Below are 15546 nucleotides of genomic sequence, written 5' to 3'. Positions count from 1 at the left end.
AAGGTGGCAGACAGGCTGGATGAGGGACTCTCCAACGTTCAATGTGCCTTGCGCACGCCATCCAGCAGATGCGGCAGCGTCTTGATGCCTTCATCCCTCAGTTCGGCCGGCAGCATCCCTTCCGGCAGATCCTGATAGGATACCGGACGCAGGAAGCGACGGATGGCGAGCGTGCCGACCGACGTCGTGCGGCTGTCCGATGTTGCCGGGAACGGTCCGCCATGTACCATGGCATGGGAGACTTCCACGCCGGTCGGCCAGCCGTTGGCGAGAATGCGTCCGGCCTTGCGCTCCAGCACCGGCAGCAGCTTTGCGGCGACGGCATGGTCGCCAGCCTCGATCTGCAACGTGGCGGTCAGCTGGCCCTCAAGCTTTTCGGCAACCGCAATCATCTGGTCGATGTCCTTGCAGCGCACCAGCAGGCCCGCCGCGCCGAAGACCTCATGCCCGAGCCGCTCGTCGGCAAGGAAAGGCTCGACATCGGTCTCGAAGAAGATGCCGGGGCTGCGGTTGACTCCCTCGGCCGGTGCGCCATGAGCGACGGTCTTGACCGCCTCATGCTCCGCGAGCGCAGCCACGCCCTTGTCGAAGGCGGCGTGAATGCCTGGCGTCAGCATCGGCGCCGGCGCGCGACCGGTCAGTACCGCGCTGGCAGCCTCGATAAAGCGATCGAGATCGGGGCCATCGATGGCGAAGAGCAAGCCGGGATTGGTGCAGAATTGGCCGGCACCGAGCGTCAGGGATTCGATGAAGCCCGTGCCGATCGCTTCGGCGCGCGCCGCAAGCGCCGCCGGAAAGAGGAAGACGGGATTGACGCTGCTCATCTCGGCATAAACAGGAATCGGCTCCGGCCGGGCCGCGGCGATGGCGCCGAGCGCCAGGCCGCCGCCGCGCGAGCCGGTGAAGCCGACAGCCTTGATACGCGGATCGCGCACCAGCGCCGCGCCTGTTTCGTTGGCGCCGGTCAGCAGCGAAAAAGTCCCTTCAGGCAGGCCGCAGGCCGCAACGGCAGCGCGGATGGCGCGTCCCACAAGCTCGCCCGTGCCCGGATGGGCGAGATGCCCCTTGACGACGACCGGGCACCCAGCGGCAAGCGCGGACGCGGTATCACCCCCGGCGACCGAGAAGGCGAGCGGGAAATTGCTGGCGCCGAAGACGGCGACGGGGCCGAGCGGGATCTGACGCAGGCGCAGATCGGGCCGCGGCAACGGCTTGCGCTCCGGCAATGCCGGGTCGACGCGCAGATCGAGCCATTCGCCGGAACGAACCACCTGCGCAAACAGCCGAAGCTGGCCGACTGTGCGGGCGCGCTCGCCCTGCAGACGTGCCACCGGCAGTCCGGTCTCTTCCGTTGCCCGCTCGATCAGCGCATCGCCGATATCGATGATATTGTCAGCGATCTTTTCGAGAAATGCCGCCCGTTCCTCCGGGCTGGTCGCGCGGTAGGCGTCGAAAGCCTGGCCGGCCAATTCGCAGGCCCTTGCCACGTCGGCCTCGCTCGCAATCGCAAAAGCCGGCTCGAGATTTGCGCCGGTCGCCGGGTTGATGGCGTGCGCGGTTCTGTTGTCGCCGGTCGACTCTGCGCCGATCAGCAAATCGCCGCTAATCACAAAAGACTGTGTCATGGGTATTCCTTGATGATGTCGAAGCGCCGGGAGGTGCGCCGTCGAAGGCTGATAGCAGGACGGGATGACAGATGTAAGATGATAATCGTCATCCAATTATCAAGGCTTCGGTCGCGGGATCAAGTCCGTCGGGACACTTGCACCGAAGACTTGGCTTGGCTGCATCGAAGATGTCGCAGTTCGTCGCTATATGGCATTGTAAACTCTTTCATGCCAATTTAGCGCCCATCCGATAGATTGAGTGCGGCCAAACCCCCATGTCTCTTGCACTTCTCGATGATCCGATCGTCCAGTTCTGCATCCTGGTGGTCATCGGCACATTCGTCAGCCGTGTCATGCTGCGCCATCAGCGCGCCGGGCGGCTGATAGGCCAGGCTATCTTTTTCGTCTGCCTGACCGTGCTTCTGCTCTATCACGGCATCATACCCTACGAGCCGAGCCCGCCGCAGGTGTCGGTGTCGTTGCGCACCTTCACCGGCTTCGCCAAGATCATCTGGTGGATCAACGGTGCCTGGGTGCTGATCGCCTGCGTGCGCCTGTTCCTTATCTTCGAGCGCAAGCCGCGCGAGGGCCGGCTGCTGCAGGATCTGATCGTCGGCGTTATCTATCTCGGCGCCATTCTTTCCATTGTCGCCGACGTCTTCAGCGTTCCGGTGGGCACGCTGATCGCCACCTCCGGCGTGTTCGCCATCATTCTCGGCCTGGCATTGCAGAGCACGTTGAGCGATGTCTTCTCCGGCATCGCGCTCAATCTCGGGCGGCCCTATTCCGTCGGCGACTGGATCGTCCTCGAAAACGATATTCAAGGCCGTGTCGTGGAAACCAACTGGCGGGCCACGCAGCTGCTGAACGGCACCAACGATCTGGTCGTCATCCCGAACAGCGTCCTTGCCAAAACGCGGCTGACCAATCTCTCCTCGCCCGACGAGAGCCACGGCGCCACCGTCACCGTACGCGTTCAGCCGACCACCCTGCCAAGCGTCGTCGTCGATGTGATGCAAAGCGTGCTGATCAGTTGCAACTCGATCCAGAAGACCCCCGAACCCAGCGTCGCCATCAATTCCGTCGACGGACAGGCAATCGAACTACAGCTGACGTTCCGCGTGCGCGATATATCGCAGACGATGGCAGCAAAGAACGAGATCTACGACCTCCTTTACCGCCATTCGAAGGCGGCGGGCCTGAAACTCGCCGGCCCTTCCGATACGATCGTCATTCCGGCGGAACACAAGGCAGAAGCATCGGGCGAGCAGCAGCACGCTCCCGGAACGCCATGGCGGCTGGTCAGCAACATCCCGCTGTTCTCATCGCTGACCGAGGACGAAAAAGAGCATCTGGCATCGCACATGCAGCGCCGCACTTATCGCAAAGATGCGGTCATCGCCGAACAGGACGCACAGCTTCGCGCGCTGACGATCGTGCGATCGGGCGTCGTCAGCATCACCCGCCGCGAGGGGCATCGGCAGATCGAGCTGACGCGGCTCGCGCCCGGCGATTATTTCGGCGAAAACGGCCTGTTGATGGGAACAGGCGAAGTCGGGACGGTCCGCGCCCTGACCTTTGTCGTCACCTATGAAATCGGCGAGGACTGCCTGTCGCCGCTCTTGCATGACAGACCCGCCCTCGCCGAAGAGCTGGGCGCCATCATGGCGAAGCGCATCGAGGCCGAACGCCATCTGTTCGCCAACACCGATATCCTGGTCAACGGCGCTCCCGTCAGTTCGCTGAGCTCGCGCATCAAGCATCTCTTTCAGTTGCAGCAGCACGACTAGAGCGATGAAGCGTTCACGGAACCGCCTCACCGCTCTATGCTATTGTTGTTGCTCAATTTCGGACGGAAAACCGCTGCACACTTTTCCTGGAATTGCTTAGTTCGATTTCACGGCCGGCGCGGCCGGAGGCTGCGGGGCAAAGAACGCCTTGGCATCCGTCGTGAACTGCTCGCGTGATGTCGGCCGGGTGTAGAACATATGACCGCCGCGGTAGAGTTTCAGCGCCACGCGATCGGCAAAGGCCGATGGCATGTGGTCGAGCACATATTTACTGACGCCGAAGGGAATGACGAGGTCACTGTAGCCCTGCCCCACCATGAGGCGGAAGGACGATGACAGCGACAGCAGTTCCTTGAGATCGTCGGTGACGCCGGCGCTGAGGCGCGAGCCGCCGTCGTTTCGCCCACCCCATTTCCACTGCCTGTTCACCGAGGTCGACAGCAGCGTGTAGGTCATATCGGTGTGGAAGCCCAACTCATCACGCGCATAGCTCGAAAACGCACCGCCATAGGCGCGGACGAAACCGTCAAGGATCGGGTCGCCGCCATGCTCGGCGTCGGACTGAGGATAGGGGTCGGGCGCCAGGAAGGAAGCATCGTAGGCACTCGCCACCTCCGCGCCATCGCCGTCGGAATGTTTCCGATAGACGCTACCGAGAAAACCCTGGTTCTTGGCAACGACATCCTCGGGAATGCCGGTCAGTTTTGCGACCCGACCATAAAAGGCCCGGCCGGCATCGCCGGAGGGCGGCGGCCCGGCAAGAACAGGCAGATATTCATTCAGAGCGAAAGCCTGGGCATCTTGAACCGCCTTGTCGCTGAAAGCATTCTGCCGCTCGAGCTGGGCGGCTGCCAGCGAGGGCAGCTCCAAGGCAGCACTAAGCGCATCGTCGCCGCCGCCAAAGACCAGCCGGCCCTCGAGCAAGGGCGAAAGCATGACGATGCCGGAGATCAGGATACCTTGATCCTCGCGTAGGCTGTTGGCGACCTTGACCGAGCGAAACCCGCCATAGCTTTCGCCAAGAATATACTTCGGCGACGCGGCGCGACCGTTATGGGCGACGTAAAGGGCGATCGCCTTGGCAAGGCTTTCGGCATCGCTTTCGACCGCGTAGAACTCATTCTGGTCATCGGGCTTCACCGTCCGGCTCCAACCCGTGCCGATCGGATCGATCAGCACAAGATCGGTGAAATTGAGCCAGCTCTGCGGATTGTCGACCAGCTTGGCATTGGCGCCATCACGGCCATCAGGCCCGAAATCGAGGATACGCGGTCCGACAAGCCCGAGATTGAGAAAGGCGGATGCTGCCCCTGGCCCGCCGTTGAATACGAAGGTGATGGGCCGACCTGCATTCCGGTTTTTCGCGACATAGGCGGTATAGAAGATCGCCGCACTGCGCTGACCGTCCTGACCGAAGAGATCGAGCGTTCCAGCCGTCGCCGTATAGGCCATGCTCTTGCCGTCGGCATCCAACACGTGGTCGCTCACCGCGTCGGGCGGCAGGAGCGATAGGACGCCACCACCACCCGGCTCACCACGAGCCTGCTCCGGCGGCGCGGCAAAGGCAGGCGTCGATATCAACGAGAAGGCCAGTATCAAGCCGGGAACCATCTGGCGAAAAGACATCAAAACTTATCCTCCAAAGGTCCGGCACATAGCCGCGGTTGCCGGCGATACTATGTCATGGCGGACGGATACGGAAACTCAAGAGATGTTGATCGGCGATCCGCCGGTCGTATCACTTTCGGCAAGGAATGCTATTGAGCGCCTGTCGGCCATTTGCCAAAGTGCCCGCCGCGCGGGGAAGATAAACAGACAACAAGGATCGCAAGGGATACGAGGATGAAACAAGACGTCGACATCAAGACGGCCGACGGCGTCGCCAAAGCAGCCCTCTTCCGCCCCGACAATGGCGCTCCGGCCGAACATGGCGTGATCTTCTACATGGATGCCATGGGTCCGCGCTCCTCCCTTGACAGAATGGCGCAGCGCCTCGCCGATGCCGGCCACATCGTGCTGCTTCCCGATCTCTTCTACCGCTTCGGCGCTTATGGCCCCTTCGACGGCAGTGCCTTCGGCAACCCGGCATCTCGTGAAACGATCATGACGATGCTGCGCGGAACGACACAGGAAATGACCAAGCGCGACAGCGCCGCCTTTCTCGATGCCCTATCAGCCGCCGGGGCGAAAGGCCCGGTCGGCACGGTCGGATACTGCATGGGTGGAGGCCGCGCGCTGACCGCTGCTGCGACCTATCCCGACCGCATCGCAGCGGCGGCCAGCTTTCACGGCGGCAATCTCGCCAGCGACGCGGAAGACAGCCCGCACCGCCTTGCGGCCGATATCAAGGCGCGCGTCTATGTCGGCGTTGCGGGCGTCGACAACAGCTTTCCGCCGGAACAATCCGCCCGCCTTGCCGAGGCGCTCCGCACCGGTGGCGTCGACCACATCATCGAAAACTATATCGGCATGGCGCATGGATGGACCGTGCCCGACCACCATGGCGTTTACGACGAGACCGGCGCCGAAAGGCACTGGAAGCGCCTTCTGAACCTGTTCGACGAAGTCTGGCCTAGGTAAGCCGAACCGACATCCCGCTATCGCATTGGAACGCGGGATGTTTCCATCGAGTCGTTACCGGATCAGAACTTGATCATATCGATGCTGGTCAGCGTCGTCTTCTGCGCGACACCCGGTGCGTTGACCATATGCCAAGCCACATACTGCTCGCCATAGAGCTCGGTGGAGGACATGCCATCGACTGGCAGGATGATGTTCATGCCGTTCAAAGCGGCATCCGTCGCGGTATCGAGCACCGCGCCTTCCGAGGCCGTGCCGGTGACGATGACCGTCTTGATGCCCTTGTCGGCCAGGATACTGCGTAAATTGGTGCCGATGAACTTGTCGGCACCGGACTTGACGATCGGCTCGCTTGCCAGCGGTGCCAGAGCCGTGGCGATATCCTGCGGCTCGCCAGCGCCGGCCAGGCTGAAGACGACAAGCATTTCCTTGGCGCGCGCCTGGTCGAGCAGGGTTTTGACCTTCGGCACGGAAGCAAGGCACCGCGGCTTGGTGTTCTTGTTGCAGGGCCCCTTGGTCGGGTCCTGCGCGCCGTTGAAATCGAGGATCAGCAACGCGGTCGTCTTGAGGTCCACCGTGACCGGCTTCAATTGCGGCGGTGCCGGCGGCTTTACGTTGTGCCAATCGTCGATGATCGTCTGCGCAGCCGCCGGCGAGGTAATCACGGGGCTTACGACCGCGCAAAGGACTGCCAGACCGGCGCCGAAAACAAAGCACGCTTTCCGCATCGTACCGCTTACCTGTCGCATCAAATTCCTCTCCTGCATCGCGTTCCCATGGGTTGACGATGATGCAAAATAGATAGGCCAGAAATCGCGCCGGGGTAACGAAACTCTTCGTGATATCGAGCCGACCACCAATGATGGCAGCGGCAGCTTAGGTGCCGGCCCCGTCTATCGGCTCGGCGGCATTTCCATCGCCGCTGCGCAGCTTTTCAAGCAAAGCCTGCAAAGCTTGCTTGATCCCCTCGATCTCTTTCGTCCCAGCCATATCGGACCAACGCTGGTCCACCAGGCGGCCGGTGGCCATCGCGACCGGCCGCACGCCTTTGCCGCGCTCGGTGAGGAAAACCAGCCGCGCACGCCGGTCGTTGGGATCCGGCCGGCGTTCGACGTAACCCAGGCGCTCGAGCTCTTCCACCGCCTGCGTCATCGTCTGCTTGCGGACATGGGCGAGCTTTGTGAGTTCGCTCACCTGAATTCCCTCCGGGCGGGCGAAAGTGAAGACATTGGCATGTGGCGGGCGGATATCGCCGAAGCCGGCTTCTTCAAGTGCGGCTTCGACATCCTGTGTCCAATGCTGGTGCACGAGCCGCAGCAGCAGACCCAAGGACAGACGGGTGGGAACGCAATTTTCCATGAATATAGACAGGCCCCTGACTATTATGATAGATAGACAGGTACCTTACCATTTCCATTCGAGAGAGGATACCCCGCATGCCCGTGCTCAACGTGCTGGACTCGCCGATCTCCTACGAGGATGCAGGCACGGGAACGCCTTTCGTTTTCCTGCATGGCAATCCCACCTCGTCCCATCTCTGGCGGCATATCGTGCCTGCCATAGCTGCGCCGGCTCGCCGCCTTGCGCCCGATCTCATCGGCATGGGCCGCTCCGGCAAGCCCGATATTGCTTACAGTTTTGACGATCATGCCCGCTATCTCGACGCCTGGTTCGACGCGCTGGCGCTCGACGGCGTCGTGCTGGTCGGCCATGACTGGGGTGGCGCCCTCGCCTTCGACTGGGCTGCCCGCCATCCCGAACGCGTGCGTGGTATCGCCTTCATGGAAACGATCATGAGGCCGATGACCTGGGACGATCTCCCGAACGCACGCCCTCGCTATGAAGCGCTGCGCTCGCCGGGCACAGGTGAAACGAAGGTTCTGGACGAGAATTTCTTTATCGAGCAGGCGCTGAAGGCCACGGTTCTCAACGGCCTGAGCGCCGATGACCACGCCGTCTACCGCGTACCCTACCCGACGCGCGAAAGCCGACGGCCTTTGCTTGCCTGGCCGCGCGCGATGCCGATCGAAGGCGAGCCGGCCGATGTCGTCGCACGGATCGAAGCCTATGATGTCTGGCTGGCGGAAAGCACAGATATCCCCAAGCTGTTGCTGACCTTCGACGGCCCGGCGGAAACCCTGTTGATCGGCGGGGCGATGACAGCCTGGTGTCGTGCCAACGTGGCCAATCTGGAGGTCGAGAATTGCGGTCCGGCCAGACACATCGCACCCGAAGACCAGCCGGAGGCGATCGCCGCTGCCATTTCCGGCTGGATCGACCGCCACGACCTGTCTCGATAGAGGCCGGGCTTTGCAAACAAGGGTACATCCACCACCCTTGTTCGACCGGAAAAGTGCCGGAGACAATCCGCCGTTGACAAACCTCTGTCAGATCATAATCTGCGGTAAGCCTTTGCGATCGCCACCATTCTTTCGGAGATCAGGACCATGCGGGCGAATTGCATGAGACGATGGATTCTCGCAGGCGTTGCCCTCGGTATTTCTGCCTATGCGGCGGCGGCCGCGCAGACACTCGATCTTGTCGCGCAAAAAGGCACGATCCGCATCGGCTACATCAACGACGAAGCGCCTTTTTCCTCCAAGAAGAAGGATGGCAGTCCCACGGGATACGCCGTTGACCTCTGCGGCAAAATCGCCGACGCGGTCGGGCGCAAGGTAACGAACCTGAAGCGCGATTACGTCGAAACCACCCTGGCCGATGGCTTCAACGCGGTGAAGGACGGCCGGGTCGACCTTCTCTGCGGCGCTTTGACCATCAATCTTGCCAGACGCCAGAGCGTCGATTTCTCGCAGCCGATCTTCCTGACGGGTGCGAGCGCCCTGTTGCGCAAGGATTCGCCCGACTATCTGATGATGCTCTTCCTCGACAAGCGTCCGACGCTCGCCTCCAGCAAGCAAGCGCCGGCGACAAGCATGATCGGTGTCCGTTCCGACACGACGACGGGCGCGACGCTGCGCGAAGCGCTGGGCTCCGATGTTCCGAAAACGCGGATTGCCGATTTTGCCACGCATCAGGATGGCCTCGCCGCTCTCGAAGGCCACAAGATCGATGCCTATTTCGCCGATCGCGCTCTGCTCTTCGATCTCGCATCGCATGCCCGCAATCCTTCGGCGCTTGCGATCGGCAATCGCCTGTTCACGCACGAGCCCTACGGAATTGCGCTCAAGCAGGATGACTCAGCCTTTCGCCTGCTCGTGGACCAGACCCTGACGGACGTCTACCAATCGGATGATTTCCCAAAGCTGCTGACGACCTATTTCGGCGACGAAGGCCCGATTTTGCGCCGTGAGATCATGATGCAATCCATCCCGCAATAATGCAGTGGGGGCATGCCGTCGCCTTTGCGACATCATTGGCCATGGTCATGACAACGAAATCCCCCGCTTCCCAAGTGGAACGGTATCGCGGTCGTCGTGCAAGCATCTTGAATATGTCGTAGACAGGCTCTGGTCGCCGCCGCGCACATCATAAAATCCGTTTTCAGTATCAATCAGGGTCGCACGCAATGGCAGTATTTCCTCAAAAGGCGAAGGTCGTCATCATCGGGCTCGGCGGTATCGTCGGCGCCTCGATCGCCCACCATCTGATCGAGCGCGGCTGGGACGATATTGTCGGCATCGATAAATCCGGCATCCCGACAGATATCGGCTCGACGGCACACGCCTCCGACTTCTGCTACACGACCAGCCACGATTTCCTCTCCTGCTGGACGACCCTCTATTCCATCGATTTCTACGATAAGCTCGGCCACTATGCCCGTGTCGGCGGCCTCGAAGTCGCCCGCGTCGGCGACGACGACCGCATGGCGGAAATCAAGCGCAAGGTGACCTCGGGCAAGGCCTTCGGCACGCGCGTAAGCCTGGTCGAGCCCTCCGAGATCAAGGAGAAATTCCCGCTGATCGAGGAAAGCATGGTGCAGGGCGGCATGTGGGATCCGGATGCCGGCCTGGTCATTCCGCGTTCGCAGACAGTTGCCGGCAAGCTGATCGATCAGGGCGAAAAGAGCGGCAAGCTCCTCTCCTTCGCCAATACGCCTGCCCAGTCGCTGATCGTCAAGGACGGCCGCATCACCGGCGTCGTCACCCATCGCGGCACGATCGAGGCGGAATACGTGATCGTCTGCACCGGTCTCTGGGGCCGGCTGATCGCCGAGATGGTTGGCGAAGACCTGCCGGTCATGCCTGTCGATCACCCGCTGACCTTCTTCGGCCCCTACAACGAGTTTGCCGGCACGGGCAAGGAAATCGGCTTCCCGCTGATGCGTGACCAGGGCAACTCCGCCTATATGCGCGACACCGGCGACCCCAAGACCGCCGAAGGCGGCCAGATCGAATGGGGCTATTACGAAGAGAAAAACCCGCGCCTCTGCCATCCGCGCGACCTGCTCGAAAAGCACGAAGCCCGTCTTTCGCCCTCGCAGCGCGATCTCGACATGGAACAGATCATCGAGCCGCTGGAACGCGCCATGGAGCTGACGCCGATCCTTGGCGAGCTTGGCTACAATGAAGGCCATTCCTTCAACGGCCTGCTGCAGGTGACGACCGATGGCGGCCCTTCCGTCGGCGAAAGCCAGAAGGTCAGAGGCTTGTGGTACTGCGTCGCCATCTGGGTGAAGGATGGCCCGGGCTTCGGCAAGCTCGTCGCCGACTGGATGACCGACGGTCGCACCCCGATCGACCACAACAGGATCGACTACTCCCGCTTCTATCCGCACATGCTGGAAGAAAAGTTCATCGAGGGTCGCTGCACCGAGGCGGCACAGAAGATCTACAATCCGGCCGTCCATCCCCGCGAGCCCTACGCGACCGGCCGCAGTGTTCGCCGCTCTCCTTTCTGGGAGCGCGAGAAGGAGCTCGGCGGCTATTTCATGGAGCTCGGCGGCTGGGAACGCGCTCATGGCTATGCCGCAAACGAGCACCTGCTGGAAAAATACGGCGACCGGGTGCCTGTGCGTGCAAACGAATGGGACAACCGCCATTTCTGGCGCGTTTCCAATGCCGAACATCTCGCGCTGAGCGAAGACTGCGGCATCATCAACCTCTCGCACTTCGCCATGTATGACATCGAAGGCCCCGATCATGTCGAGCTGCTGGAATGGCTTTGCGCGGCAAAAATCGGCGGCGATGCCAATATAGGCAAGGGCATCTATACCCACTTCCTCGACGACGAGGGCATGGTGCGGGCCGACTTCACCGTGATCCGCATGGCCGACCGCTGCCGGCTCATCGACGGCGCCGATGCCGGCCCGCGTGATTTCCATTACATGCGCCGCGTCGCCGAGGACAAGGGTTTCGACGTCACCATCACGGATGTCACCGAACGCTACGTCACGATCGGCATCTGGGGACCGAACGCCCGCACCAACCTGCAGAAGGTGGTCGAAGCCCCGGAAATCCTCTCGCAGGAAAACTTCCCCTTCGCCGCGATCAAGCAGATCCGCATCGCCGGTAAGAACGTCACGGCATTCCGCATTTCCTATGTCGGCGAACAGGGCTGGGAACTGCACATGGCCTATGGCGACGCTTTGGCGGTATGGGACGCGCTGCGCTCCACGGGCGCCATCGCCGTCGGCGTCGAAACCTATGCCAACAGCCGCCGCATGGAAAAGAGCCTCCGGCTGCAGAATGCCGACCTGCTGACGGAATATAATCTTCTCGAAGCCGATCTCGCCCGCCCGAAGGTCAAGGATGCCGACTTCCGCGGCAAGGCCAAGCATCTCGAATATCGCGCCCGCGATCATCAGCCGGCCATGCTCTGCACGCTTGTCGTGACCGACAACACCGACTCCAAGGGTGTGGCGCGCTATCCGGTCGGCATCCTGCCGGTCATGGACCCTGAAACCGGCGAAACGCTCGTCGACGAACTCGGCCGCCGTTCTTTCACCACGTCGATCGCCTATGGCCCGACCATCGGCAAGAATATCGCGCTCGCCTACCTGCCCTGGTCCTACGCCCAGGAAGGCCGCAAGCTGAAGGTCGAATATTTCGGCGAAACCTACCCCGTCGAAGTCGCCGGTGTCGGCTACAAGCCGCTCTACGATGCAGAGAACCTGAAGCCGCGCAGCTGATCACCCCGTCGCTGCGGGAAAGCTGGATTGAACAACCGCCTGCCTGGCATCCAGGCGGGCAGTTTTCTTTTGCCACGCTCTTCCGCTCGCCGGCGCGGGCACTCGCCGTCGCCTCCGCTGAGATTATTCCTGGGCCAGATCCCTCTGGGCGTCGCTCAGAAGCAGTAGCCGAGCGGCTTGCGACCTGGGAGCTTGGGTAGACGTTTCAAGGCGGGCTCAAGGCTGACGACGTGATCGCCAGGGCGGCGGCGCAAAAACGCGACGCCGGCCTTCGCTATTCTGTCATCCGGCATCGTGGAAAATGATCCCGACCGTGTGCCGCATGCCGGAGCGGACACGGCTCACGCCATGGCGCAGGTTCACGCGATAGTTCCCCTTCGAACCCCGCACAGGGCGATTGTGGACCGCGAAGGCAACGGCATCGCCCTGGTGAAGCGGCACGACCTCGACGCGGCTTTGCATGCGCGGCCGCTGCTCGGTCAGAGCGAATTCGCCGCCCGTGAAGTCCCGGCCAGGTTCTGAAAGCAGGATTGCCACCTGGATTGGAAATGCGAGATCGCCATAGAGATCCTGGTGCAGGCAATTGAAATCGCCCGGGACATATTGCAGCAACAACGGCGTCGGGCGCATCTGGCCGGCGGCGTGGCATTGCTTCAGGAACGAAGCATGCTCGTCGGGATAGCGCTCATCGATCCCCATGCGCACATTCCATTCATTGGCGACATCAGCGAGGTGCGGATAGAGCGCCGTGCGCAAGCCGCCGAGCAGGTCAGGCAGCGGGTATCTGAAGTAGCGATATTCGCCTTTGCCAAAACCATGTCGCGCCATGAGGACGTGGCTGCGAAAGTGGCTTTCGTCGGGATAGAGCCCCGCGATTGCGCGGCACTCCTCCGGCGCAAGCAGCTTCGTCAGCACGGCACAGCCGAAGCTGTCGAGCTCTCCGGCAAGCGCCTTCCAATCGTAGGCGGCAACCCGCGCCTCCGCGGACGCCACCGCAGAGGCTGGGGAGGCGGCGGATACATGAGAGTTCATGCCAGGGCTTCCTTCTGGATGAGGACGCGCTTGCGCTCGATGCCCCAGCGATAGCCTGCCAGGTCGCCATTGCCGCGGACGACGCGGTGGCAGGGAATGGCCAGTGCGATCGGGTTGGCGGCGCAGGCACTGGCGACCGCACGGGGATTAGCCAGCGGGCCGACCCAGCGGGCCAGCTCCATGTAGCTCACCGTTTTGCCAACAGGGATCGCCTTCAGCTTTTCCCACACGCGGCGCTGGAACGATGTCCCGCGCATGTCGAGGGTGAAACAAAGGCTCTCGGCCGGCCTCTCGAGGTAGCGGAGCACCTGCGCCAGATCGTCCTTGACCGCGGCTTCGTTCGAAACGAGCGAGGCCCGCGGGAAGCGGCGGGCGAGATCCGCCGTCAGTTCTTCGGCGGTGTCGCCGAGCAGGATCGCGCAGACACCCGTGGCACTGCGTGCGACCAGCACGCTGCCCAGCGCGCAACCGGCGACGGCGTAGAAAAGGATATCGGCTGATATAGCCGTGGCTTTTGCCCGGTGCATGGCCCGCAAGGCATCGCTGGAGATCATAAGGTTCATCGTCGTAACTCCTTGCTCTGTTATCAGCATCAAAGTTACTCCGGACTTGGGCCACCCGAACTCCGGTCCTTGCTTTCAAATCGAGAAACTATCTGGCTGGCACATGGCGCAAAGAAAGAAGCCGGGCGCGTGCACCCGGCATCGACCCTCTTCTTGGCGACCGATCAGACCAGACGCAGGATGGTGGTTTCAGCGAGCAAAAATGTCTCGCCAGAATTGAAGCGGACCTCGATCTGTCCGCTATCGAGCACGTCCCAGACCGCAAAGCCATCGGCGACGAGCTGGCTGATATGAGCCATGACGAGCGTCTTGTCGGGATTGTCCTCAGCGAGCGCGACAATGGCCGCATCCGTTCTGGGAGGCCGGCGTCGGCTCGTCCTTGCATCGAATCCGCCGCGCGAAAACATCGGTGAGACGCTCCTTGTTTCAGGCGTTGCGTGCCTGTCAGGCTGACCGGGATAACTCCCGATCGAGCAGGGCACCTTTGCGCTCGATGCCCCAGGCATAGCCCGAGAGCGCGCCGTCATTGCGAACCACGCGGTGGCAGGGAATGGCGACAGCGAGGTTGTTCGCCGCGCAGGCGCCTGCGACTGCCCGCACCGATTTCGGTGATCCGATGCGGCGGGCAATCTCAGCATAGGAAACCGTTTCGCCTACAGGAATCTCCTGAAGTGCCTGCCACACACGACGCTGGAACGCTGTGCCGCGGACATCGAGCGGCAGATCCAGACCGATCCCCGGAGCTTCGACGAAGCCGACAACCCGCGCGATCAGGGCCTCATAGTCGCGATCGGCTCCGATGAGGCGGGCGTTCGGGAAGCGATCCTGAAGATTGCGGACCAACTCGTCAGGATCATCCCCAAGCAGGATTGAAGCGACGCCCTTTGTGCTTGACGCAACGAGGATCGCACCGAGCGATGACTGGCCGACCGCGAACCTGATCTCCTCGTCGATGCCACCGGCACGATATTGCGAGGGCGTCATCCCGAGCATGCCGGTCGATTTTTCGTAAAAGCGGCCGCTGGAGTTGAACCCTGCTTCATAAATGGCTTCCGTGACGCTGTTGCCGGTTGCCAGGCCTTTGCGAACCTTCTTCGAGCGATCGGCGACGGCATAGTTCTTCGGGGTCAATCCGGTCGTGGCCTTGAACATACGATGGAAATAGCTGGAGCTCCGGCCGACGGCGTCTGCCAGCTCTTCAAGCGAGGGCTCCTCCTCACTTTCCTCAATAATCCGGCATGCCTTGGCGACAAGGGCCGCATTCTCGCATTCAAGTGAGAGCCCCTCCGGATTGCAGCGCTTGCAGGGCCGGAAACCGGTCGCCCGCGCACTCTCCAGCGTCTCATGGAGCGTGACATTCTGGGGATTGGCGATGCGCGACGGGCATGATGGGCGGCAATAGACCCCTGTCGTCCCGACCGAATACCAAAGATGGCCGTCCGCCGCCTTGTCGCGAGCAACGATGCGCGCCCAGCGGGGGTCCTCGGCTACCGACGGCGTCGGGGTGCGTTCAGCCATGCGTGTGGATATGGTCATGGTCATCATCTCGAATTGCTCCTGCTCGACCGTGCCGCCGAAACTTGTCGGGCGCACTCCGATCCTTGCTCCCGAATCCGATCGTCAGCCACCCGATTTCCGTCAGCCACCCGCATCAGGCTGCTCCGGTTGCGAGCTATGGCATGTCAGCTATTGAGGACGCCGTGGCCCATGTGGGAGGTGAGGTAGGGCGCTGCTTGAGGTGGCCGCCCTGCTGGGTGCGCGCTCCGGCGAGTCCCTGAACGCCGAAACGGCTTTGAAGTATATGCATTTGGGTGATTTGGTTGCGGGGGCAGGATTTGAACCTGCGGCCTTCAGGTTATGAGCCTGACGAGCTACCGGGCTGCTCC

The 15546-nt window shown here is 62.0% G+C and carries 13 protein-coding genes; 5 read left to right on the top strand and 8 right to left on the bottom strand.

Annotated elements, in window-relative coordinates:
* Positions 1-38: 38 nt before the first annotated feature.
* On the bottom strand, positions 39-1625 hold the full coding sequence (locus FHT28_RS00065) for an aldehyde dehydrogenase (NADP(+)) (protein WP_168595288.1): 1587 nt from the start codon (positions 1623-1625) through the stop codon (positions 39-41).
* 257 nt (positions 1626-1882) lie between these two features.
* Between FHT28_RS00065 and FHT28_RS00060 the strand changes: the two genes are divergently transcribed.
* Positions 1883-3397, top strand: coding sequence for a mechanosensitive ion channel family protein (locus FHT28_RS00060; RefSeq protein ID WP_037200009.1), 1515 nt, complete (start codon positions 1883-1885; stop codon positions 3395-3397).
* 96 nt (positions 3398-3493) lie between these two features.
* On the opposite strand, the gene FHT28_RS00055 is transcribed toward FHT28_RS00060, so the two are convergent.
* Positions 3494-5023 carry a carboxypeptidase gene (locus FHT28_RS00055; protein WP_168595287.1) on the bottom strand — a complete coding sequence of 510 codons (1530 nt, stop codon included), beginning with the start codon at positions 5021-5023 and terminating at the stop codon, positions 3494-3496.
* Between the two features lie 216 nt (positions 5024-5239).
* Here FHT28_RS00055 and FHT28_RS00050 point away from each other — a divergent pair, with 216 nt between their 5' ends.
* Complete coding sequence (locus FHT28_RS00050) at positions 5240-5977, top strand: dienelactone hydrolase family protein (RefSeq protein WP_168595286.1); 738 nt, start codon at positions 5240-5242, stop codon at positions 5975-5977.
* Between the two features lie 62 nt (positions 5978-6039).
* On the opposite strand, the gene FHT28_RS00045 is transcribed toward FHT28_RS00050, so the two are convergent.
* Both FHT28_RS00045 and FHT28_RS00040 read right to left on the bottom strand, forming a co-directional pair.
* Complete coding sequence (locus FHT28_RS00045) at positions 6040-6726, bottom strand: isochorismatase family protein (protein WP_092573522.1); 687 nt, start codon at positions 6724-6726, stop codon at positions 6040-6042.
* 127 nt (positions 6727-6853) lie between these two features.
* Positions 6854-7336: a MarR family transcriptional regulator gene (locus FHT28_RS00040; protein ID WP_047562247.1), complete on the bottom strand. Its 483-nt coding sequence runs from the start codon at positions 7334-7336 to the stop codon at positions 6854-6856.
* A gap of 77 nt (positions 7337-7413) precedes the next feature.
* Between FHT28_RS00040 and FHT28_RS00035 the strand changes: the two genes are divergently transcribed.
* The 3 genes from FHT28_RS00035 to FHT28_RS00025 all read left to right on the top strand — a co-directional run bounded on the left by FHT28_RS00035 (position 7414) and on the right by FHT28_RS00025 (position 12065).
* Positions 7414-8277, top strand: a complete 864-nt coding sequence (locus tag FHT28_RS00035) for a haloalkane dehalogenase (protein WP_168595285.1) — start codon at positions 7414-7416, stop codon at positions 8275-8277.
* Positions 8278-8424: 147 nt separating this feature from the next.
* Complete coding sequence (locus tag FHT28_RS00030; RefSeq protein ID WP_168595284.1) at positions 8425-9315, top strand: amino acid ABC transporter substrate-binding protein; 891 nt, start codon at positions 8425-8427, stop codon at positions 9313-9315.
* A 188-nt stretch (positions 9316-9503) separates the two neighbouring features.
* Entirely contained in the window at positions 9504-12065 is a 2562-nt protein-coding gene (locus tag FHT28_RS00025) for an FAD-dependent oxidoreductase (RefSeq protein WP_168595283.1), read from the top strand.
* A gap of 282 nt (positions 12066-12347) precedes the next feature.
* Here FHT28_RS00025 and FHT28_RS00020 read toward each other — a convergent pair whose 3' ends face one another.
* The 4 genes from FHT28_RS00020 to ada all read right to left on the bottom strand — a co-directional run bounded on the left by FHT28_RS00020 (position 12348) and on the right by ada (position 15202).
* A complete protein-coding gene (locus FHT28_RS00020) occupies positions 12348-13097 on the bottom strand; it encodes a 2OG-Fe(II) oxygenase (protein WP_168595282.1) in 750 nt (249 codons plus the stop codon).
* Positions 13094-13660 (bottom strand): methylated-DNA--[protein]-cysteine S-methyltransferase, encoded by a 567-nt coding sequence (locus FHT28_RS00015; protein WP_168595281.1) that lies wholly within the window; start codon positions 13658-13660, stop codon positions 13094-13096. The genes FHT28_RS00020 and FHT28_RS00015 overlap by 4 nt, the downstream gene beginning before the upstream one ends.
* A gap of 164 nt (positions 13661-13824) precedes the next feature.
* On the bottom strand, positions 13825-14067 hold the full coding sequence (locus FHT28_RS00010; protein WP_168595280.1) for a hypothetical protein: 243 nt from the start codon (positions 14065-14067) through the stop codon (positions 13825-13827).
* A gap of 37 nt (positions 14068-14104) precedes the next feature.
* Positions 14105-15202, bottom strand: a complete 1098-nt coding sequence (gene ada, locus FHT28_RS00005) for a bifunctional DNA-binding transcriptional regulator/O6-methylguanine-DNA methyltransferase Ada (protein WP_168595588.1) — start codon at positions 15200-15202, stop codon at positions 14105-14107.
* Positions 15203-15546: the final 344 nt, after the last annotated feature.

This window comes from Rhizobium sp. SG570, from assembly GCF_012275345.1.
In the GTDB taxonomy this organism is placed as follows: Bacteria; Pseudomonadota; Alphaproteobacteria; order Rhizobiales; family Rhizobiaceae; genus Rhizobium; species Rhizobium lusitanum.
The sequence above is the reverse complement of the archived record's forward strand: the minus strand, read 5'-3'. Positions and strand labels throughout refer to the sequence as shown.

Coding starts and splice junctions, on each gene's coding strand:
- FHT28_RS00065 (WP_168595288.1), bottom strand. CDS start 1,625: ATGACACAGTCTTTTGTGATTAGCGGCGATTTGCTGATCGGCGCAGAG.
- FHT28_RS00060 (WP_037200009.1), top strand. CDS start 1,883: ATGTCTCTTGCACTTCTCGATGATCCGATCGTCCAGTTCTGCATCCTG.
- FHT28_RS00055 (WP_168595287.1), bottom strand. CDS start 5,023: ATGTCTTTTCGCCAGATGGTTCCCGGCTTGATACTGGCCTTCTCGTTG.
- FHT28_RS00050 (WP_168595286.1), top strand. CDS start 5,240: ATGAAACAAGACGTCGACATCAAGACGGCCGACGGCGTCGCCAAAGCA.
- FHT28_RS00045 (WP_092573522.1), bottom strand. CDS start 6,726: ATGCGACAGGTAAGCGGTACGATGCGGAAAGCGTGCTTTGTTTTCGGC.
- FHT28_RS00040 (WP_047562247.1), bottom strand. CDS start 7,336: ATGGAAAATTGCGTTCCCACCCGTCTGTCCTTGGGTCTGCTGCTGCGG.
- FHT28_RS00035 (WP_168595285.1), top strand. CDS start 7,414: ATGCCCGTGCTCAACGTGCTGGACTCGCCGATCTCCTACGAGGATGCA.
- FHT28_RS00030 (WP_168595284.1), top strand. CDS start 8,425: ATGCGGGCGAATTGCATGAGACGATGGATTCTCGCAGGCGTTGCCCTC.
- FHT28_RS00025 (WP_168595283.1), top strand. CDS start 9,504: ATGGCAGTATTTCCTCAAAAGGCGAAGGTCGTCATCATCGGGCTCGGC.
- FHT28_RS00020 (WP_168595282.1), bottom strand. CDS start 13,097: ATGAACTCTCATGTATCCGCCGCCTCCCCAGCCTCTGCGGTGGCGTCC.
- FHT28_RS00015 (WP_168595281.1), bottom strand. CDS start 13,660: ATGAACCTTATGATCTCCAGCGATGCCTTGCGGGCCATGCACCGGGCA.
- FHT28_RS00010 (WP_168595280.1), bottom strand. CDS start 14,067: ATGTTTTCGCGCGGCGGATTCGATGCAAGGACGAGCCGACGCCGGCCT.
- ada (WP_168595588.1), bottom strand. CDS start 15,202: ATGACCATGACCATATCCACACGCATGGCTGAACGCACCCCGACGCCG.